Consider the following 21,302-nt stretch of genomic DNA (forward strand, 5'->3'; position numbering starts at 1 on the left):
AGAGCCACGGCTTCCGCGTCGCCTTCGGCGGCTGCCCCGCCGGCGGCCTCGACGTCCACCCTGACGCCGTCACCGTCACCGTCACCGTCACCGACGCCGACCCCGGTGCCCCGGTCCGCTGCGCCGGGGCGGTGGGAGCGGACGGTTCCCGCGTTGCGGGAACGGATTCCGGTGTGGCTGCAGCTCAGATGCGGCGTGCAGCCGCGGACCCTCGCCGCGCTGGCCGTTGTCCTGGTCGCGGCCGCGGTCTTCGCCGCGGTGCATTTCTGGTCCGCGCGCCCTCATTCCGTACGCGTTCCTGATCCGGTCAACGAGGGTGTGCCCGGCAGGACTTCGAAATCGGTGGCGGCGGGCGACGCACTGCCCGAACCGTCACCCGGGCTGCCACCCGCGACAGGGCCGGACGGGCACGTCGTCGTCGATGTGAGCGGAAAGGTCCGAAAACCGGGAGTCCTTCGACTGCCGTCCGGCTCAAGGGTCGCCGATGCGCTGCGAGCGGCGGGCGGAGCCAGGCCCGGTGCCGATCTCGCGGGTCTCAACCGGGCTCGCGTGCTCATGGACGGGGAGCAGATCGTGGTGGGTGTCCCACCTGGCCCCGTCGGCACCGGCGGAGCTACGGGAGGAGTCGCTCCGGGGGCCGGCAGCGGGCCCGTGGCCGGACCGGTCAGTCTCAACCAGGCGACCGTCGAACAACTCGACACCCTGCCCGGTGTCGGCCCGGTTCTCGCCCAGCACATCATCGACTACCGCACACAGCACGGCGGGTTCCGGTCCGTCGACGAACTCCGCGAGGTCAACGGGATCGGCGATCGCCGGTTCGCCGACCTCCGGCCGCTGGTGGGGCCGTGAGTCCCCCGGACGTCCATGCGGCGGCATCGGGTCGACGGTCGGGTGTCTCCGACCCACGGCAGGAGGGTCCGCTCGACCTTCGTCTGGTCCCGCCGGCCATGGCGGCCTGGGCCGGAGCATCGCTCGCGCTGAGCGCGCCGGGGCGGTGGACGACGGTGGGCGTGATGCTCTGCGTCGGTGCGGCCATGGTGCTCCTGGCGATGCGGGGAGTTTCGGCGACCCGTGCGATGCGCAGCCGGCCGGCCGGCACCGAGGGAGGGGCTGCGCGGGGCGAAGACGCGGTGCGCAATCGGCGGCCGCGCAGCAACGCGGCCACAACCGTGACGGCCGCGGCTGCGGCGCTCCTCTGCGCGGCGGCCGGGGCCGCGTCGGCCGGCTTGCACCGTGCCGAGGCACAGCAGGGGCCGGTCCCGGGGCTGGCCCAGCGGTTCGCGAGGGTCGAGGCGGAGGTGACGGTGACGTCCGACGCCCGGTGGACCCTGCCCCGGGTGCGCGGCGATCACAGCATGCCCGCCTCGCTCCTCATGGACGCCGAGATCACAGCGTTGACCGGGCCCGACGGGGCGGTCACCCGATTGAGCACACCGGTGCTGGTCATCGTCCCGCCCGGCCGATCGACGGCCCGGTGGCAGCAGTTGCTCCCTTCCACACGCGTGCGCATCGGCGGTCGGCTGGCACCTTCGCCGCACGACGGGGAGCGCAATGCCGCCGTGCTGCGGCCGGAGGGCAAAGGCCCGCCCCGCGTCACCGGGCCGCCTTCCTCGGTCCAGCGCACGGCGGGTGCCCTGCGTGGCGGGCTGCGGCAGGCGACCGAGCGGCTCGATCCCGATGCACGGGCTCTCCTGCCGGGCCTGGTGGTCGGCGACACCTCACGGGTCACCCCGGAACTGCACGATGCCTTCCAGGCGGCCGACCTCACCCACCTGATGGCGGTCTCCGGTGCCAACCTGGCGATCCTGCTCGTCCTGCTGATCGGACCGCCGGGCACGGCGACGCGCGCCGAACGTCGAGGCCTGGCCCCCAGGTTGGGCATCTCGCTGCGGATGACCGCGTTGCTCGGCGGCGGGCTCACGCTCGCCTTCGTCCTCGTCTGCAGACCCGAGCCGAGCGTGCTGCGGGCCGCGGCCTGCGGACTGATCACGCTGCTCGCCATCGGCACGGGGCGCCGAAGGTCACTGATCCCCGCGCTGGCCGCCGCGGTCCTCCTGCTGGTCCTGTACGACCCGTGGATGGCGCGCAGTTACGGCTTCGTCCTCTCCGTCCTGGCCACCGGAGCCCTGCTCACCATCGCCCCGAAATGGAGCGACGCACTGCAGCGGCGTCGAGTTCCGCCCCGGCTTGCCGAGGCGCTGGCCGCGGCCGCCGCCGCTCAGGCGGTGTGCGCGCCGGTGGTCGTGCTGCTCGCCTCCCGGGTCAGCCTGGTGGCGATCCCGTGCAATCTGCTGGCCGAGTTCGCGGTGGCGCCCGCCACGGTTCTCGGGTTCGCCGCACTCGCCCTGGCACCGGTGGCCATGCCGGTGGCAGAGCTGCTCGCCCGGATCGCGGGGTGGCCGACCGGGTGGATCGCCTCGGTGGCCCGCACCGGGGCGGCCCTGCCCGGCGCGGAGATCGACTGGCCCGACGGCGGGAGGGGCGCGCTGCTGCTCGCCGGGCTGACGGCTCTCGTGGTGCTGTGCGCCCGCCGTATCGTGCGCCGTCCATGGGTCTGTTCGGCGGCCGTACTGCTGCTGCTCCTCGCGGTGTTGCGCCCCGTCCCGCTCACCCGGGTGCTGTCCGGATGGCCGCCGCCGGACTGGGCGTTCGCGATGTGTGACGTGGGGCAGGGCGACTCGCTGGTGCTGGCCGCGGGGGACGGCACGGGCGTGGTCGTCGACACCGGTCCCGATCCCCGGCTCGCCGACCGGTGCCTGCGCGACCTGGGCATCACCGAGGTGCCGCTCCTGGTGCTCACGCACTTCCACGCGGACCACGTGCGGGGCCTGCCCGGCGTGCTGCGGGGCCGGGCGGTGGGAGCGATCCAGACGACGAGCCTGGACGAACCGCCGGACCAGGTCGCGTTCGTACGGAGAACCGCTGCCGTGTCGCGCGTCCCTCTGGTGCGGGCCGTTCCCGGTGAGCGCCGCCGGATCGGGCCGCTCGACTGGCGGGTTCTCTGGCCGACGGGCGGTACGGGGGCGGGCGCCATCGGGGCGGGCGGCTCATCGGCGGCCCCGGGGGCCGGGCCCGTACCGCAGGAGCCGAACGACGCCAGCGTCACCCTGTACGTCCGGACCGGCGGGTTGACCCTGCTGCTCCTGGGCGACCTCGAACCTCCCGCCCAGCAGGGGTTGTTGCGCAGCCGTCCCGCGCTGCCACGGGTGGACGTCCTCAAGGTCGCCCATCACGGCTCCGCCCATCAGGACCCCGCTCTGCTGCGCAGCGCGCACCCGAGACTGGCCCTGGTGAGCGTCGGCAGGGACAACCCGTACGGTCACCCGGCCCCGCGCACCGTCGACGCGCTCAGAGCAGGCGGTGCGGTGGTGCTGCGCACGGACACGGACGGCGCGATCGCCGTGACGGGTGCCGGGGCCGGGCTGAGGGCGGTGAGCCGGTCGTGAGCCGCACCCCGGCGACCGCCTGCGCGGCCGCGCGTACGGCCGTGCAGGCGTACGGTCGCCGCGGCTCAGACCAGCCAGACCCCGTCGGCCATGAGATCCCGCCCGGCTAATTCGGACCTTCGGTAACACCTCTACTCAAGCTCCTGCGAGCCGCTCTGTTTGCCTCGAACGCCACAAGAGTGATCGAATGCATGCTCGTCGGTGGGCCGCTGCTCCGACGAGGACGTCCAGCCGCCAGGCCCCAAGGTGAATCGCCCCCGGGGGTTGGTGGAAGATGTTCGGCCGTTGGCTGGGAAACAAGGGAGCGGCGGGTGCCGCGCGCGGCAACGCCCTCTCCGGACTTGAGGTGCCGCGCACCGCCGGAGTGCTCAGTTGCCGAGTGCTCGATCCGGTCAACGAGATGGTGCCGCAGGCCGAGTTCGTCATCACGGACAGCGCGGGCCGCAAGGTCGTCGGCGGTGAGACGGACCCGTACGGCAGCGTCCTCGCCACGGTCCCCGCCGGTGAGTACCGACTGGCCGTCACGGCCGAGGGCTTCACTCCGTTCCACGGTGCGGCCACGGTCGTCGAGGGCGGCCACGCGAGCCTCGGCGATGTGACCCTGCAACTGTCCACGCCTCCGCAACTGCCCGATCCGGGCGAGTGGGAGGTCGAGCCGATGCACTCGCAGATCGGCTTCACGGCCCGGCACATCGGCATGGCGCGCATCCACGGCCGGTTCAACACCTTCGCCGGGGCCGTCCGGATCGCCGACCGCATGGAGGACTCGGCGATGCACGTGATCATCGATGCCGCGTCGATCGACACGAACGTCCAGATGCGCGACGACCACCTGCGCTCCAGCGACTTCCTCGATGTGGGCCGCTACCCGACGCTCGAGTTCTACAGTGACCGTTTCGTCCACCGCGGCGGTACCCGCTGGGGCGTGACCGGCGCGCTCACACTGCACGGCGTCAGCCGCACGGTCACGCTGGACACCCAGTACCTCGGTCTGGGCAACGGCCTGGAGGGCGAGACCCGCGCCGCCTGCCGGGCCACCACGGAACTGCACCGCGAGGACTTCACCCTCACCTGGCAGACCATGCTGGCACGCGGCATCGCGGCCGTCGGCTCCAGCATCTCCATCGACATGGACATCCAGATCGTCCCCAAGAGCTGAGCGAGGTCCCCGGTGCCTGTCCAGGACGACGTCTAAGGGGCTTCGAGCCAGCCCTCGTACTCCGCGGCGAACGCATCCAGTGCCGAGGCGTCCAGCCGCCCCGCCGGGTCCTCCACGACCACCAGCCACTGGGCGTCCTCGGCATCGTCCTCGCCGGCCAGCGCATCGCGTACGAGTTGAGGCTCCTCGGGCACCCCGAAACGGTCGGCGAGTTCTCCGGCCACCTCCTCCGCGGCCTCGCGGTCGGGCAGCACCAGCACATGTCTCACATCGCTCACCTGCTCATTCTCCCGTACGGCGTACACCGTGCGGTCCGGCCGGCACGGCCTGGCCGGGAGGGTGGCGCCGGGCGCCCAACGGCCTTTCATGCGCATGACGCTCTCGGGACAACGGGTACCGGCGACCACCGAAGGCGGCAGTGCGGCGTCCAGGCGTCGCAACTGGTCCGGTGCGAGTTCCAGGGGCGGCGAGGTTCTCCTCCAGCGTCGTCCGGCGCTTCGCGCCGGGGACGGGGCGGGGCAAGGGAGCCCGGTGGCTGTCAGTGCCCCATGGGATGCTGGACGGCGATGGCCACCAGAAGGAATTCCACCGACGACCCGCTCGCCCCCGTCACGCTCGCCGTGGGACAGGAGGACCTGCTCCTCGACCGTGCCGTGCAAGAGGTGGTGGCGGCGGCCCGCGCCTCCGATCCCGACACGGACGTCCGCGACCTCACCTCCGACCAGCTCCAGCCCGGCACCCTCGCCGAGCTGACGAGCCCGTCGCTCTTCGCCGAGCGCAAAGTGGTGATCGTGCGCAACGCGCAGGACCTCTCCGCCGACACGGTCAAGGACGTCAAGGCGTACCTGGGCGATCCGGTCGAGGAGATCACTCTCGTGCTGCTGCACGCCGGCGGCGCCAAGGGCAAGGGGCTGCTGGACGCGGCGCGCAAGGCCGGGGCACGGGAGGTCGCGTGTCCGAAGACGACCAAGCCGGCCGAGCGCCTCTCGTTCGTACGGTCGGAGTTCCGGGCGCTGGGGCGCTCGGCGACCCCTGAGGCGTGCCAGGCGCTGGTCGACTCCGTCGGCAGCGACCTGCGGGAGCTGGCGAGCGCTGCCTCGCAGCTCGTCGCGGATGTCGAGGGCACGATCGACGAGGCGGTCGTGGCCCGTTACTACACGGGCCGTGCGGAGGCTTCGAGCTTCACGGTCGCCGACCGGGCGGTGGAGGGTCGGGCGGCGGAGGCGCTGGAGGCCTTGCGTTGGTCGCTGTCGACCGGGGTGGCGCCCGTGCTGATCACCAGTGCGCTGGCGCAGGGCGTACGCGCGATCGGCAAGCTGTCGTCGGCGCGCGGGGGCCGGCCCGCCGACCTCGCGCGTGAGCTGGGCATGCCTCCGTGGAAGATCGACCGGGTGCGCCAGCAGATGCGCGGCTGGACGCCGGACGGCGTGGCGGTGGCGCTACGGGCAGTCGCCGACGCGGACGCGGGCGTCAAGGGGGGCGGCGATGATCCGGAGTACGCGTTGGAGAAGGCCGTGGTCGCGGTGGCGCGGGCGGCTCGGTCGGGGCGGTAGGCGGTGTCGCCGAACTGCCGTCGTCCGCCGAAGGCCGGGCGCAGGCCTGGCTGGTGCGGTCGTCCCCGTCGACCGGCACGGGCTGCCGTCGCTCGGTGCCGTACGGACGGACTCGGTGGTTCACCCCGCCCACTGATCCATGGCGGGCGGGCCGGACCGGGACCCCGTACGCCGAAGGCCCCGGCCTCGCTCTGGGGGAGAGCGGAGATCGGGGCCTTCGGTTCACGCTTGGTGCGCCGCACCCGCGTGGCGAACGCAGGTTCGGTGTGCGGCGCGGGGGCCGGGCAGGGACGGGAGAGAGGGCCCGCTGGTCCGTTCCGGCGGTTACATCAGAGAAGCTCAGCCCTGGAGGGAGGCAACCTTGGAGGCCAGCGCCGACTTCTTGTTGGCGGCGGCGTTCTTGTGGATGACACCCTTCGAGACGGCCTTGTCGAGCGCGCGGGAGGCGTCGCGAGCGGCCGTGGTGGCCTTCTCGACGTCACCGGCGGCGGCAGCCTCACGGGCCTTGCGGATAGCGGTCTTGAGCGAGGACTTGACGGCCTTGTTGCGCAGGCGCGCCTTCTCGTTCGTCTTGTTCCGCTTGATCTGGGACTTGATGTTCGCCACGAAAAGAGCCTTTTCAGGTTCGTTGGATCTTCGATGTGAGCCCCACGGCCTGAGAGAGTCGCGAGGCACAGCTGTCAACGGTACCAGCACCGCTCCCACCGGCCCAAACCGGTCTTCGCCCCGCAACCATGGGACGATGGAGGCTACGTATCGATCCGACCGAACCGACATCGACCCGAGACACGGCGTTCGGCGTCTCAAGAATCAGGACCCTGCGTGCCCGCGACTCCTACCAACGTGCCCGAGCCGAGCCGTACCGACCCGGCGCTGATCCGCAACTTCTGCATCATCGCGCACATCGACCACGGCAAGTCGACCCTTGCCGACCGGATGCTTCAGCTGACGGGCGTGGTCGACCAGCGGCAGATGCGCGCCCAGTACCTCGACCGGATGGACATCGAGCGCGAGCGCGGCATCACCATCAAGTCCCAGGCGGTTCGACTGCCCTGGGCGCCCGAAACGGGTGAGGACCAGGGGCGCACCCATGTCCTCAACATGATCGACACCCCGGGCCACGTGGACTTCACCTACGAGGTCTCCCGTTCGCTCGCCGCCTGCGAGGGCACGATCCTGCTGGTCGACGCCGCGCAGGGCATCGAGGCCCAGACGCTGGCCAACCTCTACCTGGCGATGGAGAACGACCTCACCATCGTCCCGGTGCTCAACAAGATCGACCTGCCTGCCGCGCAGCCGGAGAAGTTCTCCGAGGAACTGGCGAACCTCATCGGCTGCCGGCCGGAGGACGTGCTCAAGGTCTCGGCGAAGACCGGCCTCGGTGTGGAAGCGCTGCTCGACCGCGTGGTCAAGGACGTCCCGGCCCCGGTCGGCAAGGCCGACGCCCCCGCCCGCGCGATGATCTTCGACTCGGTCTACGACTCGTACCGCGGCGTCGTCACGTACGTCCGTGTCGTCGACGGCCAGCTCAACAAGCGCGAGCGCATCAGGATGATGTCGACCGGCGCCACCCACGAGCTGCTGGAGATCGGTGTCTCCTCGCCGGAGATGACCCCGGCCGACGGCCTCGGTGTGGGCGAGGTGGGCTACATCATCACCGGGGTGAAGGACGTCCGGCAGTCCAAGGTTGGTGACACCATCACCTCGCTGAGCAAGGGCGCGACCGAGGCGCTGGGCGGCTACAAGGACCCCAAGCCGATGGTGTTCTCGGGCCTGTACCCGCTGGACGGCTCGGACTACCCGGACCTGCGCGAGGCGCTCGACAAGCTCCAGCTCAACGACGCCGCCCTGGTGTACGAGCCGGAGACCTCCGCCGCGCTCGGCTTCGGCTTCCGCGTCGGCTTCCTCGGTCTGCTCCACCTCGACGTGATCCGCGAGCGGCTGGAGCGCGAGTTCGGCCTCGAACTCATCGCCACCGCCCCCAACGTGGTCTACCGCGTCGAGATGGAGGACGGCACCGAGCACACCGTCACCAACCCGAGCGAATTCCCCGAAGGCAAGATCGACAAGGTGCACGAGCCCGTCGTGCGCGCCACGGTCCTGGCCCCCAGTGAGTTCATCGGCGCGATCATGGAGCTCTGCCAGAACCGGCGCGGCACCCTGCTCGGCATGGACTACCTGTCCGAGGACCGGGTCGAGATCCGCTACACCCTGCCGCTCGCCGAGATCGTCTTCGACTTCTTCGACCAGCTGAAGTCCAAGACGCGGGGTTACGCCTCTCTCGACTACGAGCCCACCGGCGAGCAGTCCGCCCAGCTCGTCAAGGTCGACATCCTGCTGCACGGCGACAAGGTCGACGCGTTCTCCGCGGTCACGCACAAGGACAAGGCGTACGCGTACGGTGTGCGGCTCGTCGCCAAGCTGCGCGAGCTGATCCCGCGGCAGAACTTCGAGGTGCCGATCCAGGCGGCCATCGGCTCCCGCGTCATCGCCCGTGAGACGGTCCGCGCCATCCGCAAGGACGTCCTCGCCAAGTGCTACGGCGGTGACATCTCCCGTAAGCGGAAGCTGCTGGAGAAGCAGAAGGAAGGCAAGAAGCGGATGAAGATGGTCGGCAATGTGGAGGTACCGCAGGAGGCCTTCATCGCCGTGCTGTCGACGGACGAGTCGGGCGGGGACGGCAAGGCCAAGAAGTAGCGTCCCTCGCGGGGCCGAGGAGTTCCTCGGAGCCCCGGCTCCGACCCCGGCCCCTACCCGGTGGTGGCCCGACGGGCCCCTGTGTCGCACCGCGCCGCGACACGGGGGCCCGTTCGTTATGAAGCGGCGGCCCATTGCCCCTTACGCCGCGGACGTGGGCGCTCTACCCTGATCACGGCCTCGTAGTTACTCGCCAGTTAAACAAGCGGGACCGAGCACCGCAGGACCGAACACAGGCCTCCCGCCGAATACACGGACGTACACAGGAACACGCACAGGAACACTCGTAGGAACACGCGCAGGAACGCTCGTAGGAACAAGCAGCAACCAGCAGCCGGTCGTGAAGCACTGCCGCAGGCCCGGAGGATGTCGTGAGCGACACACAGACCTTGATCGAGAACCGACCGCCCTCCGTGGCGAACCTCTTCGTCGACCGCGTGGCGGCCACTCCGGACGAGGAGGCCTACCGCTACCCCGTCCCCGCGGCCACCGGCGAGGGGCCCGACGAGTGGAAGTCGCTGAGCTGGGCGCAGGCCGCCGAGCGGGTCTACGCCGTCGCGGCCGGGCTGATCGATCTGGGCGTGCGACCGGAGGAGCGCATCGCGCTCGCGGCCGGAACCCGGGTGGAATGGATCCTCGTCGACCTCGGTGTGATGTGCGCGGGCGCCGCCACCACCACGATCTACCCGTCGACCAACGCCGAGGAGTCGGCGTTCATCCTCTCCGACTCCGAGAGCCGGGTGCTGATCGCCGAGAACGCCGGCCAGCTGGCCAAGGCCCGTGAGCGGCGCACGGAGCTGCCGAACCTCGCCCACGTCGTCGTCATCGACCCCGAGGGCGCCGGACCCGCCGAGGGCGACCCGGAGGGCTGGATCCTGACCCTCGCCGATCTGGAGGCCCGCGGCGCCGAGCATCTGGCGAAGCACCCCGACGCGGTCGAGGAGCGGGTCGCCGCGATCACGGCCGGCCAGCTCGCCACGCTGATCTACACCTCGGGCACCACCGGCCGCCCCAAGGGCGTGCGCCTGCCGCACGACAACTGGTCGTACATGGCCAAGGCCACCGTGGCGACCGGCATGATCAACAAGGACGACGTCCAGTACCTCTGGCTGCCGCTCGCGCACGTCTTCGGCAAGGTCCTCACCTCGGGCCAGATCGAGGTCGGCCACGTCACCGCCGTCGACGGCCGGGTCGACAAGATCATCGAGAATCTTCCGGTGGTCCAGCCGACGTACATGGCCGCCGTCCCCCGCATCTTCGAGAAGGTCTACAACGGTGTCGCCGCCAAGGCGCGGGCCGGTGGTGGGGCCAAGTACAAGATCTTCCAGTGGGCGGCCGAGGTCGCCCGCGAGTACGCGGTGGTCTCGCAGGACAACTTCCGGCGCACCGGCACGGCCTCCGTCCCGTTCGCACTCGGTGCCAAGCACAAGGTCGCCGACACCCTCGTCTTCGCCAAGATCCGCGAGGCCTTCGGCGGGCGGCTGCGCGCCTGCATCTCCGGTTCCGCGGCCCTCGCCCCCGACATCGGCCACTTCTTCTCGGGCGCCGGCATCCACATCCTGGAGGGCTACGGCCTCACCGAGACCAGCGCCGCCTCCTTCGTCAACCCGGGCGAGGCCTACCGCACCGGCACCGTCGGCAAGCCCCTCCCCGGCACCGAGGTACGGATCGCCGACGACGGCGAGATCCTGCTGCGCGGCCCCGGCCTGATGGAGGGCTACCAGGGGCTGCCGGAGAAGACCGCCGAGGTGCTGGAGGCGGACGGCTGGTTCCACACCGGCGACATCGGAGAGCTGTCCGTGGACGGCTATCTCCGGATCACCGACCGCAAGAAGGACCTGATCAAGACGTCCGGCGGCAAGTACATCGCCCCGGCGGAGGTCGAGGGGCAGTTCAAGGCGGTCTGCCCGTTCGTCTCCAACATCCTGGTGCACGGCGCGGACCGCAACTTCTGCACCGCCCTGATCGCGCTCGACGAGCCGACCATCCTCGGCTGGGCCGCCGAGAACGGCCTGGGCGGGAAACCGTACGCCGAAGTGGTGGCCTCCGCACAGGTCGTCGAGCTGATCGGGGGCTACGTGAGGCGGCTCAACGAGGGGCTGCAGCGCTGGCAGACCATCAAGAAGTTCCGGCTGCTGCCCCGCGATCTCGACATCGAGCACGGCGAACTGACGCCCAGTCTGAAGCTGAAGCGGCCGGTCGTGGAGCGTGAGTACAAGGACCTCATCGACGACATGTACGTGGGGTCCCGCGAGGCCTAGGTGCACGGGTCCTCGCGGACCGGTCGCACGGTGCGGCTGCCTCGGTTCCTCCTCGCTCACTTTCTCTGCTCACTTCGGCAACTCGTCGCTTGTGGGCATGGTCCATCTGTCACTCTGTCGGTGTCGTCAGCGGCGCCCAGCGAGAAACAGACAGAACGAGAACAGACAGAGCGAGAACAGGTCAGGAGCCGCACCGTGGGGCCCATTCCCTTGCAGCGGGACATAGTTCAGCGTCCCGGTACCACCGCCGACCATGCGGACGCACGACCGGTCGCCCGCACGTCCCTGCCCGGAAACCTCCTCGCACCCTCCGCCGGCCGCCGCTTCGTGCGGGCCGCTCTCACCGAGTGGACCGGACTCGGACTGCCGGCGGCCGTGGGTTTCAGCGAGCGCCTGGCCGATGACGCGGAGGTCGTCGTCAGCGAACTCGTCACCAATGCGGTCGTGCACGCCGGGACCAACGTCGAGCTGCTCTGCCGGCTGGAGGAGACCACCGAGGACGAGGCGGCGGCCCTGGTACTGGAGGTCTCCGACCACCACCCGGCCCGTGCCGTGCGCAGCGAACGCAAGGAGGACGACGGCGGCACGACGGGCGTGACGCAGGACGGGGTCCTCACCGTCGTTGACGGGCCCGCCGAATACGGTCGCGGGCTCCAGCTCGTCGGCACCCTCGCCGAGCGCTGGGGCATCACCTACCGCACCGGCCTCAAGACCGTCTGGGCGCGCCTCCCCGTCGACGACTGGAACCCGTTCCCCGGATCGTCCACCGACCCGGGCTTCCAGCAGGGGCTGCGCGCCGCCGAGCTGCTCGCCCCCACCGCCCGGCGGGCGCTGCGCGACGACGCGGACTGGGCCGGCCGCGGCGCGCTGTCGTTCCTGGCCGAGGCCTCGGACCTGCTCGCCGGCCAGCTCGACGAGGACATCGTGGCGGCGCTGGCCGGACAGTTACTCGTGCCCAGACTCGCCGACTGGTGCGCGGTCTGGCTGGAGCCCGAGAACGGCGGTCCCTCGGCCGTCCCCCGGCTCGCCAGTGTCTGGCACCGGGACGAGGCCGAGACCGGGCCGCTGCGCACGGCGCTGGAACAGGACCCGATCCGGCTGCCCGAACGGGTGGGCACCGGACCCGTCTCCATGCCCTGGCCGGGTGGCGAGGAGGACGGCGGTCAATCCGACGGACATGCCGCCGGGTCCGCCCTCGCCTACCGGATCACCTCGGGCGGCCGGACACTCGGCGCCGTGCTCCTGGGCCGGGAGGGGCTGGCACGTGTCCCCGACGAAGTGACCGCCCTGATCGAGGACTTCGTACGCCGCGTCGGCCTCGCCGTGGGCGCCGCCCGCGCCTACACCCGGCAGGCCACCATCAGCCGCATCCTGCAACGGGCGCTGCTGCCCGGCAAGGTCGCCGACATACCGGGCGTCACCAGCTCCCTGGTCTACGAACCCAGCGACGACGGGGTCGTCGGCGGCGACTTCTACGACATCTTCCCGTGCCCCGGCGACCGCTGGTGCTTCGTCCTCGGCGACGTCCAGGGCAGCGGCCCGGAAGCCGCCGTCGTCACCGGCCTCGCCCGGCCCTGGCTCCGGCTGCTGGCCCGCGAGGGGTTCGGCGTCGGCGAGGTGCTCGACCGGCTCAACCGGCTGCTCCTCGACGATGCGATGGAGGCCGCCGAGGCGGCCGCGCTCATGGTGGCCGCGGCGGGCGGCCAGCAGACGGCGGACACCGGACAGTCCCGCTTCCTCTCCCTGCTGTACGGGGAACTCGTGCCGCTGCCCGACGGCGGCGTGCATTGCACCCTCGCCAGCGCGGGCCACCCGCTGCCGCTGCTGCTGCGGCCCGACGGCGAGGTACGCCCGGCCGCCGAGCCGCAGATGCTGCTCGGGATCTTCGACGATGTCGCGTACGAGAGCCAGAGCTTCGACCTGGCACCCGGCGACAGCCTGCTGTGCGTCACGGACGGCGTGACGGAACGGCGCTGCGGGCCGCTCATGTTCGACGACGGGGACGGCCTGGCCCTCGCACTCGCCGACTGTGCCGGGCTGTCGGCGGACGGGATCGCGGACCGGATCAAGCGGGCCGTGCACGAATTCGCCGAGCGGCCGCCCGATGACGATCTGGCCCTGCTGGTGCTCCAGGCGGGGTGAGGACGAGAACGAGGGGACGAGGGAACGAGGGGAGAGCAGGGGAAGGACGAAAGGACGGGCGGGACGGGACAGTGCGGTCGCCGAGAGAGCCGTGCGGTCCGTGGGCGCCGTCGTTCCGTGATCACGGGCGTGGCTCGGAGGTTCCCGGGCGGCGAGCGACAATGGGCGGTATGCCTTCCGTACTGCCCGATGGTGAACCCGTACCCGACGACGGGGCGCTGCCCCGCCATGCCCTGGAAGGCGCCGCAGACCGGCCGCTCGGCTTCTACCTGCATGTGCCCTACTGCGCGACCCGCTGCGGCTACTGCGACTTCAACACCTACACCGCCACCGAGCTGCGCGGCTCCGGCGGCGCCCTGGCTTCGCGCGACAATTACGCGGCCCATCTGATCGGCGAGGTCCGCCAGGCCCGCAAGGTCCTGGGCGACGATCCGCGTCCCGTCCGTACGGTCTTCGTCGGCGGCGGTACGCCGACCCTGCTGGCCGCCGCGGACCTGGTGCGGATGCTGGGAGCGATCCGCGAGGAGTTCGGGCTGGCGGACGATGCCGAGATCACCACCGAGGCCAATCCGGAGTCCGTCGGTCCGGCGTATCTGTCCGAGCTGCGGGAGGGCGGCTTCAACCGGATCTCGTTCGGGATGCAGAGCGCGCGGCAGCATGTGCTGAAGATCCTGGACCGTACGCACACGCCGGGACGGCCCGAGGCGTGTGTCGCCGAGGCGCGGGAGGCGGGCTTCGAGCACATCAACCTCGACCTGATCTACGGCACGCCCGGGGAGTCCGACGACGACTGGCGGGCCTCGCTGGACGCGGCGATCGGAGCGGGGCCGGACCATGTGTCGGCGTACGCGCTGATCGTCGAGGAGGGTACGCAGCTGGCCCGCCGGATCCGGCGCGGCGAGATCCCGATGACCGATGACGACGCCCACGCGGACCGGTACCTGATCGCGGACGAGGCCATGGCCGCGGCGGGCTTCTCCTGGTACGAGGTGTCGAACTGGGCCCGTACGCCCGAGGGCCGCTGCCTGCACAACGAGCTGTACTGGCGCGGCGCCGACTGGTGGGGCGCCGGTCCCGGGGCGCACAGCCATGTCGGCGGGGTGCGCTGGTGGAACGTCAAGCATCCGGGGGCGTACGCGCAGGCCCTGGCCGAGGGGCGGTCGCCCGGCGCCGGGCGCGAGATCCTCTCCGCGGAGGACCGCCGGGTCGAGCGCATCCTGTTGGAGCTGCGGCTCGTGGACGGCTGCCCGCTGTCGCTGCTGGCACCGGCGGGGCTGGCCGCGGCGAGGCGGGCGGTGGACGACGGGCTGCTGGAACGCGGGCCGTACGGGGCGGGGCGGGCGGTGCTCACCCTGCGCGGGCGGTTGCTGGCGGACGCGGTGGTGCGGGACCTGGTGGACTGAGGGGCGGGAACGGGGCCGGGCTCCGCCCCCCGGCCCCCGGCCCCCGGCCCCCGGCCCCCGGAGAAGCTACTCGGGCGGCGCCGTCACGAAGTCGATCAGATGCTCCACCGAGCCCAGCAGCGCCGGCTCCAGGTCCCGGTACGAGCGCACCGTGGAAAGGATCCGCTGCCAGGCCGCCCCCGTGTTCTCCGGCCAGCCCAGCGAGCGGCACACGCCCGTCTTCCAGTCCTGGCCGCGCGGCACCACCGGCCATGCCGGAATGCCCACGGACGACGGCTTCACCGCCTCCCACACGTCGATGTAGGGGTGGCCGACCACCAGTACGTCCGCGTCCGAGACCCGGTCCGCGATCCGGGACTCCTTGGAGCCGGGGACCAGGTGGTCGACCAGGACGCCGAGCCTGGCGTCCGGGCCGGGGGAGAACTCGCGCACGAGGGCGGGGAGGTCGTCGATGCCCTCCAGGTACTCGACGACCACGCCCTCGATCCGCAGGTCGTCGCCCCAGACCCGCTCGACCAGCTCCGCGTCGTGGCGGCCCTCCACATAGATCCGGCCCGCCCGCGCCACCCGGGCGCGCGCGCCGGGGACCGCGACCGACCCCGAGGCCGTACGTGTGGGGCGCCCGGGACCGGCGGCCGACGGGCGCACCAGCGTGACCACCCGGCCCTCCAGCAGGAAGCCGCGCGGCTCCATCGGGAACACCCGGTGCTTGCCGAAACGGTCCTCCAGGGTCACGGTCGGACCCTGGGCCGTCTTCTCACAGCGGATCACCGCACCGCAGAATCCGGTGGAGACCTCCTCCACGACCAGATCGGGCTCGGCGGGGACCTCGGGAACGGGGGCGGACCTCTTCCACGGCGGGGTCAGGTCCGGCTGATAGCTGCGCATCGGATGACGATAGGACGACAACATCTCACGACACGCCGAAGAGCGCGGCCAGCCGGTCGCGCTGGGCCCTGACGAACGCCGCGTCCACCACCGCCCCGTGCCCCGGGACGTACACCGCGTCCTCGCCGCCGAGCGCCAGCAGCCGGTCCAGCGCGGCCGGCCAGCGGGACGGCACCGCGTCCCGGCCCGCCTGCGGTTCGCCGGACTCCTCGACCAGGTCGCCGCAGAGCACCACCGTCGGGGAGCCGGGGACGAGCGCCACCAGATCGTGACCGCTGTGGGCGGGGCCCACGTTCGCCAGCAGCACCTGACGGCCGCCGCCCAGATCGAGGGTCCATTCGTCGCACACCTCGTGGTGCGGCGCCATCAGCACACCGGCGGCCTCCACCGCGTCGTGCTCGGGCACCCCGTGGCGCACCGCGTCGGCGCACAGCTCGTCCGCCCCGCGCTTCAGGAGCCCGGCCATGCCGACCGCTCCGTACACCTGGGCGCCGGAGAAGGCCGCGGTACCCAGCACATGGTCGAAATGAGGGTGGCTGAGTGCGATATGCGTCACCCTCCGGCCGAGCAGGGCCTGTGCCTGGGCCCGCACCTGCGCCCCCTCGCGGAGCGTCGATCCGGTGTCGTAGAGCAGCGCGCCGTCCGTTCCGGCCACCAGCGCGACCGTCGCATCCCACCCGGGAAGCCGCCGCCGGCCCACTCCGTGACCGAGTCGCTCCCAGCCGAACTCTTCCCAAGAGGCGTTCATACCGCGACGCTATCCGCAAAAGACCTGCACGGTCTCGCGGCAGGGTGGCCGGTCGCCCTTGCTAGGCCCCCACTCGTCCGCCGTACACTGGCCGGGGGGTTGCTGGCACTCACATCGACAGAGTGCCAGGAGGATTCCTGGGAAAGTATCAGGAACGGCCCGAGAACCACCGAGGAAACACAGCTGGAGGTGTGCGCGATGCTCAGCGAACGCAGACTCGAAGTGCTGCGCGCCATCGTCCAGGACTATGTCGGCACCGAGGAGCCTGTTGGCTCCAAGGCGCTCACCGAACGGCACAAGCTGGGGGTCTCCCCGGCCACCGTCCGCAACGACATGGCGGTGCTGGAGGACGAGGGCTTCATCGCCCAGCCCCACACCAGCGCGGGACGCATCCCGACGGACAAGGGCTACCGGCTCTTCGTCGACAAGCTCGCGGGCGTCAAGCCCCTCTCGTCGCCGGAACGTCGCGCCATTCACAACTTCCTCGACGGCGCGGTCGACCTCGACGACGTCGTGGGCCGCACCGTTCGGCTGCTCGCGCAGCTGACCCGGCAGGTCGCCATCGTGCAGTACCCCTCGCTGACCCGGTCCACGGTGCGGCATGTGGAACTGCTCTCGCTGGCGTCCGCCCGGCTGATGCTCGTGCTGATCACGGACACCGGCCGGGTCGAACAGCGCATGATCGACTGCCCCGCTCCGTTCGGTGAGACCTCTCTCGCCGATCTGCGGGCCCGGCTCAACAGCCGGGTCGTCGGGCGCCGTTTCACGGACGTCCCGCAGCTGGTGCAGGACCTGCCGGAATCCTTCGAGAGCGAGGACCGGGGAACCGTGTCCACCGTGCTCTCCACCCTGCTCGAAACCCTCGTCGAGGAGACGGAGGAGCGGCTGATGATCGGCGGCACCTCCAACCTCACCCGGTTCGGGCACGACTTCCCCGTGATGATCCGGCCGGTGCTGGAGGCATTGGAGGAGCAGGTCGTGCTGCTGAAGCTGCTCGGCGAGGCCAAGGACTCGGGCATGACCGTACGGATCGGGCACGAGAACGCCCACGAGGGGCTCAACTCCACGTCCGTCGTCGCGGTCGGCTACGGTTCGGGCGACGAGGCAGTCGCCAAACTCGGCGTGGTCGGACCGACCCGCATGGACTACCCCGGAACGATGGGAGCGGTACGCGCAGTGGCACGTTACGTCGGACAGATCCTGGCGGAGTCGTAAGTGGCCACGGACTACTACGCCGTACTCGGCGTGCGCCGCGACGCATCTCAGGACGAGATCAAGAAGGCATTCCGGCGGCTCGCCCGTGAGCTGCATCCGGATGTGAACCCCGATCCGAAGACCCAGGAGCGGTTCAAGGAGATCAACGCCGCCTACGAGGTGCTGTCGGACCCGCAGAAGAAGCAGGTCTACGACCTCGGTGGCGACCCGCTGTCCGCCTCCGGCGGCGGTGGCGCGGGCGGATTCGGGCAGGGCGGCTTCGGCAACTTCTCCGACATCATGGACGCGTTCTTCGGTGCGTCGTCGCAGCGCGGGCCCCGTTCGCGCACCCGGCGCGGCCAGGACGCGATGATCCGGCTGGAGATCGATCTGGCGGAGGCCGCGTTCGGCACCACCAAGGACATCCAGGTCGACACGGCCGTCGTCTGCGCGACCTGCAACGGCGAGGGCGCCGCGCCCGGCACCTCCGCCCAGACCTGTGACATGTGCCGAGGCCGCGGTGAGGTCTCCCAGGTCACCCGGTCCTTCCTGGGCCAGGTCATGACCTCGCGGCCCTGCCCGCAGTGCCAGGGCTTCGGCACGGTCGTGCCGACCCCCTGCCCGGAGTGCGCCGGCGACGGCCGCATCCGCTCGCGGCGCACGCTCACCGTGAAGATCCCCGCCGGTGTCGACAACGGCACGCGCATCCAGCTCGCGGGCGAGGGCGAGGTCGGCCCCGGCGGCGGTCCGGCCGGCGATCTCTACGTGGAGATCCACGAGCTGCCGCACCCGGTGTTCCAGCGCCGCGGCGACGATCTGCACTGCACGGTCACCATCCCCATGACGGCGGGCGCGCTCGGCACCAAGGTGCCGCTGGAGACGCTCGACGGACTGGAGGAGGTCGACATCAGGCCCGGCACCCAGTCCGGACAGTCCGTCCCGTTGCACGGGCGCGGCATCACGCATCTGCGGGGCGGCGGGCGCGGCGATCTGATCGTGCACGTCGAGGTGATGACCCCGACGAAGCTGGACCCGGAGCAGGAGCGACTGCTGCGGGACCTGGCGAAGCTGCGTGGCGAGGAGCGGCCCACCGGCCAGTTCCAGCCCGGACAGCAGGGGCTCTTCTCCCGGCTGAAGGACGCCTTCAACGGCCGCTGACGGTTCCCGCACACCGTTCCTGACCGCCGGACGGGCTCGCTCGCCGAGCCCGTCCGGCGTTTAAGGGCAAAGTGGACCGCAGGCCGCGCACGCCGAGGCGTGCGGGACGTGACACGATGCGGTCATGTCATCCGTGTTGACCGATCTCTGCCGGTATCCGATCGTGCAGGCCCCGATGGCGGGTGGCGCGTCCTGTCCGCAGCTCGTCGCCGCCGTCGCCGAAGCGGGCGGGCTGGGTTTCCTCGCCGCCGGGTACAAGACCGCGGACGGCATGTACAACGAGATCAAACAGCTGCGCGGGCTGACCGGTCAGCCCTTCGGCGTCAATCTCTTCATGCCGCAGCCGGGGCTCGCCGACCCGAGCGCCGTCGAGGTGTACCGGCACCAGCTCGCCGGTGAGGCCGCCTGGTACGAGACCCCGCTCGGCGACCCGGACTCCAGCGGCGGCGACGACGGCTACGAGGCCAAGCTCGCCATCCTTCTGGAGGACCCGGTCCCGGCCGTCTCCTTCACCTTCGGCTGCCCGACCCGCGACACCCTCGACGCGTTCGCCGGAGCCGGCACGTACACGGTGGTGACGGTCACCACGCCCGAGGAGGCCCAGACCGCCCAGTGGGCGGGCGCCGACGCGGTCTGCGTCCAGGGCACAGAGGCGGGCGGCCACCAGTCCACCCACCGGGACGACCCGCAGACCGACGGCACCGGGACAGGACTGCTCTCCCTGGTGGCCCAGGTCCGCGAGACGGTACAGGTGCCGATCATCGCCACGGGCGGGCTGATGCGCGGATCCCAGATCGCCGCGGTGCTCGCCGCGGGCGCGGAGGCGGCGCAGCTCGGCACGGCCTTCCTCGTCTGCCCCGAGTCCGGGGCGCATCTGCTGCACAAGCAGGCACTGACCAACCCGCTGTTCGTACGGACCGCCCTGACCCGGGCTTTCTCCGGCCGCCCGGCCCGGGGCCTGGTCAACCGTTTCATGCGTGAGCACGGTCCGTACGCCCCGGCCGCCTACCCGCAGGTCCACTATCTGACCGCCGGGCTGCGCAAGGCGGCGGCCAGGGCCGGGGACGCCCAGGGCATGGCGCTGTGGGCGGGGCAGGGGCATCGGATGGCACGCGAGCTGCCCGCCGGCCGGCTGGTCGGCCTGCTCGCCGAAGAACTGGACGCCGCACGGACGGCAGTGAGCACAGGGAGTACGCAGTGACCGCACCGGTCTTCGTCGTCGAACAGGTTCCCGACGGGCCCGAGTTCGTCCTGGAAGGGGCCGAGGGCCGCCACGCCGTGTCGGTGAAGCGGCTGCGCGCGGGCGAGGACATCGTGCTGACGGACGGCCACGGCCGTTGGACGGAGGGCGTCGTCAGGGCCGCCGAGGGAAAGGACCGGCTCGTGGTCACCGACCTGGTGGCCGTCCACGAGGAGCCCCGGCCCGCACCCCGTATCACCGTCGTCCAGGCCCTGCCCAAGGGCGACCGCGGCGAGGTCGCCGTCGAGACGATGACGGAGACCGGCGTCGACGCGATCGTGCCCTGGCAGGCATCGCGCTGCATCACGCAGTGGAAGGGCGACCGCGGCCTCAAGTCCCTGGCGAAATGGCGCAACACCGCCCGGGAGGCGGGCAAGCAGTCGCGCCGGGTCCGCTTTCCCGAGGTCGCGGACGCACTGACGACCAGACAGGCTGCCGCGCTCGTGGCCACGGCGGACTTCGCCGCCGTCCTGCACGAGGAGCGGGGGTACGACAGCGAGCCGCTGGCCACCGCCCAACTCCCCACCCAGGGCGAGATCGTGCTGGTCGTCGGCCCCGAGGGCGGGGTCTCACCGGATGAACTGGAGGCCTTCGCCGCGGCGGGCGCCCGGATCTGCCGGCTCGGGACGAGCGTCCTGCGCACCTCGACGGCCGGCACGGCGGCAACGGCACTGCTGCTGGGGCGCACCGGCCGCTGGTCGTGAGACGCCGCCGGTCGTGAGACCGCCCCGTCCGAGCCCCCTTTCGTGCGCCGGAGCCACCCCCGGTGTGGCCGCAAGCCGTCTACCGCCCCGCGGGGGAACGGTGGGAAGCTGCCCGTATGGGGACATCAAGGGCATGGGGTCAGGGAAGTATCCGTCGCTTTCTGGCCGCGTCCGCACTCGCGGGCGCGGCGGTCGCAGGTGTCGTGGCCTGTGAACCCGCGGGCGGGCTGAACTCCGCATCCATCGCCGTGACCACCGACCGGACCGGCACCAGCGCCCTGGAGCGCAACGGGGTCGATGTCCAGTGGCTGAGCTGCACGGCCGACGTCGTGGGGGACCGGATCGGGGGCGCGTCGCCGTCCGCCTCCGCGCGCCGGAGCGCAAACGTCGACTGCACCGGGAGGACCGGCAAGGGCAAGGCCATCACGATCGCCGGCCAGGTGACCGAGGCGCTCGACGGGCGGTGTGTGCGTGGGGACCTGACCGGGAAGGCCGCCGGAAGGGTCGTCTTCCGGGCAGATGTGCTCGGCAACTGCACCGCGGTCCCGTCGCCCGTTGCCGTGAACCCGCCCCTCGGCGGCGGCAACGGCGGCGCCCGGCCGACGGTCACCGTGACGGTCACGGTGACCGAGACGCCCCTGCGCAAGTGATCGCGCCCGCTGTGCGGCCACCCGGCGGACTCCGGCCAACTCGGTTCCGCGGAGCACGC

At 71.5% G+C, this 21,302-nt stretch carries 17 protein-coding genes; 13 read left to right on the forward strand and 4 right to left on the reverse strand.

Annotated features, from left to right (window positions below; genetic code table 11):
- Nucleotides 1-195 precede the first annotated feature (195 nt).
- The 3 genes from ACF1B9_RS11695 to ACF1B9_RS11705 all read left to right on the forward strand — a co-directional run bounded on the left by ACF1B9_RS11695 (nucleotide 196) and on the right by ACF1B9_RS11705 (nucleotide 4,605).
- The gene (locus ACF1B9_RS11695; protein ID WP_391740814.1) at nucleotides 196-849 is read left to right on the forward strand and encodes a helix-hairpin-helix domain-containing protein; all 654 of its coding nucleotides are present in this window, start codon (nucleotides 196-198) and stop codon (nucleotides 847-849) included.
- Nucleotides 846-3,446, forward strand: a complete 2,601-nt coding sequence (locus ACF1B9_RS11700) for a ComEC/Rec2 family competence protein (RefSeq protein WP_391740813.1) — start codon at nucleotides 846-848, stop codon at nucleotides 3,444-3,446. Before ACF1B9_RS11695 ends, ACF1B9_RS11700 begins: the two co-directional genes overlap by 4 nt.
- A 274-nt stretch (nucleotides 3,447-3,720) precedes the next feature.
- Entirely contained in the window at nucleotides 3,721-4,605 is an 885-nt protein-coding gene (locus ACF1B9_RS11705) for a YceI family protein (protein WP_391740812.1), read from the forward strand.
- 32 nt (nucleotides 4,606-4,637) lie between these two features.
- Here the strand turns inward: ACF1B9_RS11705 and ACF1B9_RS11710 are convergent, their stop codons facing one another.
- On the reverse strand, nucleotides 4,638-4,883 hold the full coding sequence (locus ACF1B9_RS11710; protein ID WP_351079066.1) for a hypothetical protein: 246 nt from the start codon (nucleotides 4,881-4,883) through the stop codon (nucleotides 4,638-4,640).
- Nucleotides 4,884-5,171: 288 nt separating this feature from the next.
- Between ACF1B9_RS11710 and holA the strand changes: the two genes are divergently transcribed.
- Nucleotides 5,172-6,158, forward strand: coding sequence for a DNA polymerase III subunit delta (gene holA / locus ACF1B9_RS11715; RefSeq protein WP_391740811.1), 987 nt, complete (start codon nucleotides 5,172-5,174; stop codon nucleotides 6,156-6,158).
- 339 nt (nucleotides 6,159-6,497) lie between these two features.
- Here holA and rpsT read toward each other — a convergent pair whose 3' ends face one another.
- Nucleotides 6,498-6,764 (reverse strand): 30S ribosomal protein S20, encoded by a 267-nt coding sequence (gene rpsT, locus ACF1B9_RS11720; RefSeq protein ID WP_124717766.1) that lies wholly within the window; start codon nucleotides 6,762-6,764, stop codon nucleotides 6,498-6,500.
- A 216-nt stretch (nucleotides 6,765-6,980) separates the two neighbouring features.
- Between rpsT and lepA the strand changes: the two genes are divergently transcribed.
- From lepA to hemW, 4 genes are all read left to right on the forward strand, one after another.
- Nucleotides 6,981-8,855, forward strand: coding sequence for a translation elongation factor 4 (gene lepA, locus ACF1B9_RS11725; RefSeq protein ID WP_391740810.1), 1,875 nt, complete (start codon nucleotides 6,981-6,983; stop codon nucleotides 8,853-8,855).
- A gap of 371 nt (nucleotides 8,856-9,226) precedes the next feature.
- Nucleotides 9,227-11,116: an AMP-dependent synthetase/ligase gene (locus tag ACF1B9_RS11730; protein WP_391795903.1), complete on the forward strand. Its 1,890-nt coding sequence runs from the start codon at nucleotides 9,227-9,229 to the stop codon at nucleotides 11,114-11,116.
- 210 nt (nucleotides 11,117-11,326) lie between these two features.
- On the forward strand, nucleotides 11,327-13,258 hold the full coding sequence (locus ACF1B9_RS11735) for a SpoIIE family protein phosphatase (RefSeq protein WP_391741090.1): 1,932 nt from the start codon (nucleotides 11,327-11,329) through the stop codon (nucleotides 13,256-13,258).
- Nucleotides 13,259-13,428: 170 nt separating this feature from the next.
- Nucleotides 13,429-14,661: a radical SAM family heme chaperone HemW gene (hemW, locus tag ACF1B9_RS11740; RefSeq protein ID WP_391740808.1), complete on the forward strand. Its 1,233-nt coding sequence runs from the start codon at nucleotides 13,429-13,431 to the stop codon at nucleotides 14,659-14,661.
- A 66-nt stretch (nucleotides 14,662-14,727) separates the two neighbouring features.
- Here hemW and ACF1B9_RS11745 read toward each other — a convergent pair whose 3' ends face one another.
- Both ACF1B9_RS11745 and ACF1B9_RS11750 read right to left on the reverse strand, forming a co-directional pair.
- The gene (locus tag ACF1B9_RS11745; protein ID WP_391740807.1) at nucleotides 14,728-15,549 is read right to left on the reverse strand and encodes a DUF3097 domain-containing protein; all 822 of its coding nucleotides are present in this window, start codon (nucleotides 15,547-15,549) and stop codon (nucleotides 14,728-14,730) included.
- Nucleotides 15,550-15,574: 25 nt separating this feature from the next.
- Nucleotides 15,575-16,297: an MBL fold metallo-hydrolase gene (locus ACF1B9_RS11750; protein ID WP_391740806.1), complete on the reverse strand. Its 723-nt coding sequence runs from the start codon at nucleotides 16,295-16,297 to the stop codon at nucleotides 15,575-15,577.
- Nucleotides 16,298-16,495: 198 nt separating this feature from the next.
- On the opposite strand from ACF1B9_RS11750, the gene hrcA reads away from it, so the two are divergent.
- The 5 genes from hrcA (at nucleotide 16,496) to ACF1B9_RS11775 (ending at nucleotide 21,243) form a co-directional block, all read left to right on the forward strand.
- A complete protein-coding gene (gene hrcA / locus ACF1B9_RS11755) occupies nucleotides 16,496-17,512 on the forward strand; it encodes a heat-inducible transcriptional repressor HrcA (protein WP_376210749.1) in 1,017 nt (338 codons plus the stop codon).
- Nucleotides 17,513-18,649 (forward strand): molecular chaperone DnaJ, encoded by a 1,137-nt coding sequence (gene dnaJ, locus ACF1B9_RS11760; RefSeq protein WP_391740805.1) that lies wholly within the window; start codon nucleotides 17,513-17,515, stop codon nucleotides 18,647-18,649.
- Between the two features lie 124 nt (nucleotides 18,650-18,773).
- Nucleotides 18,774-19,850, forward strand: a complete 1,077-nt coding sequence (locus ACF1B9_RS11765; RefSeq protein ID WP_391740804.1) for a nitronate monooxygenase — start codon at nucleotides 18,774-18,776, stop codon at nucleotides 19,848-19,850.
- Entirely contained in the window at nucleotides 19,847-20,593 is a 747-nt protein-coding gene (locus ACF1B9_RS11770; RefSeq protein WP_391740803.1) for a 16S rRNA (uracil(1498)-N(3))-methyltransferase, read from the forward strand. The genes ACF1B9_RS11765 and ACF1B9_RS11770 overlap by 4 nt, the downstream gene beginning before the upstream one ends.
- Nucleotides 20,594-20,709: 116 nt before the next feature.
- Nucleotides 20,710-21,243, forward strand: coding sequence for a hypothetical protein (locus ACF1B9_RS11775; RefSeq protein WP_391740802.1), 534 nt, complete (start codon nucleotides 20,710-20,712; stop codon nucleotides 21,241-21,243).
- Nucleotides 21,244-21,302: the final 59 nt, after the last annotated feature.

The sequence above is a fragment of the Streptomyces sp. NPDC014727 genome (assembly GCF_043083485.1).
In the GTDB taxonomy this organism is placed as follows: domain Bacteria; phylum Actinomycetota; class Actinomycetes; order Streptomycetales; family Streptomycetaceae; genus Streptomyces.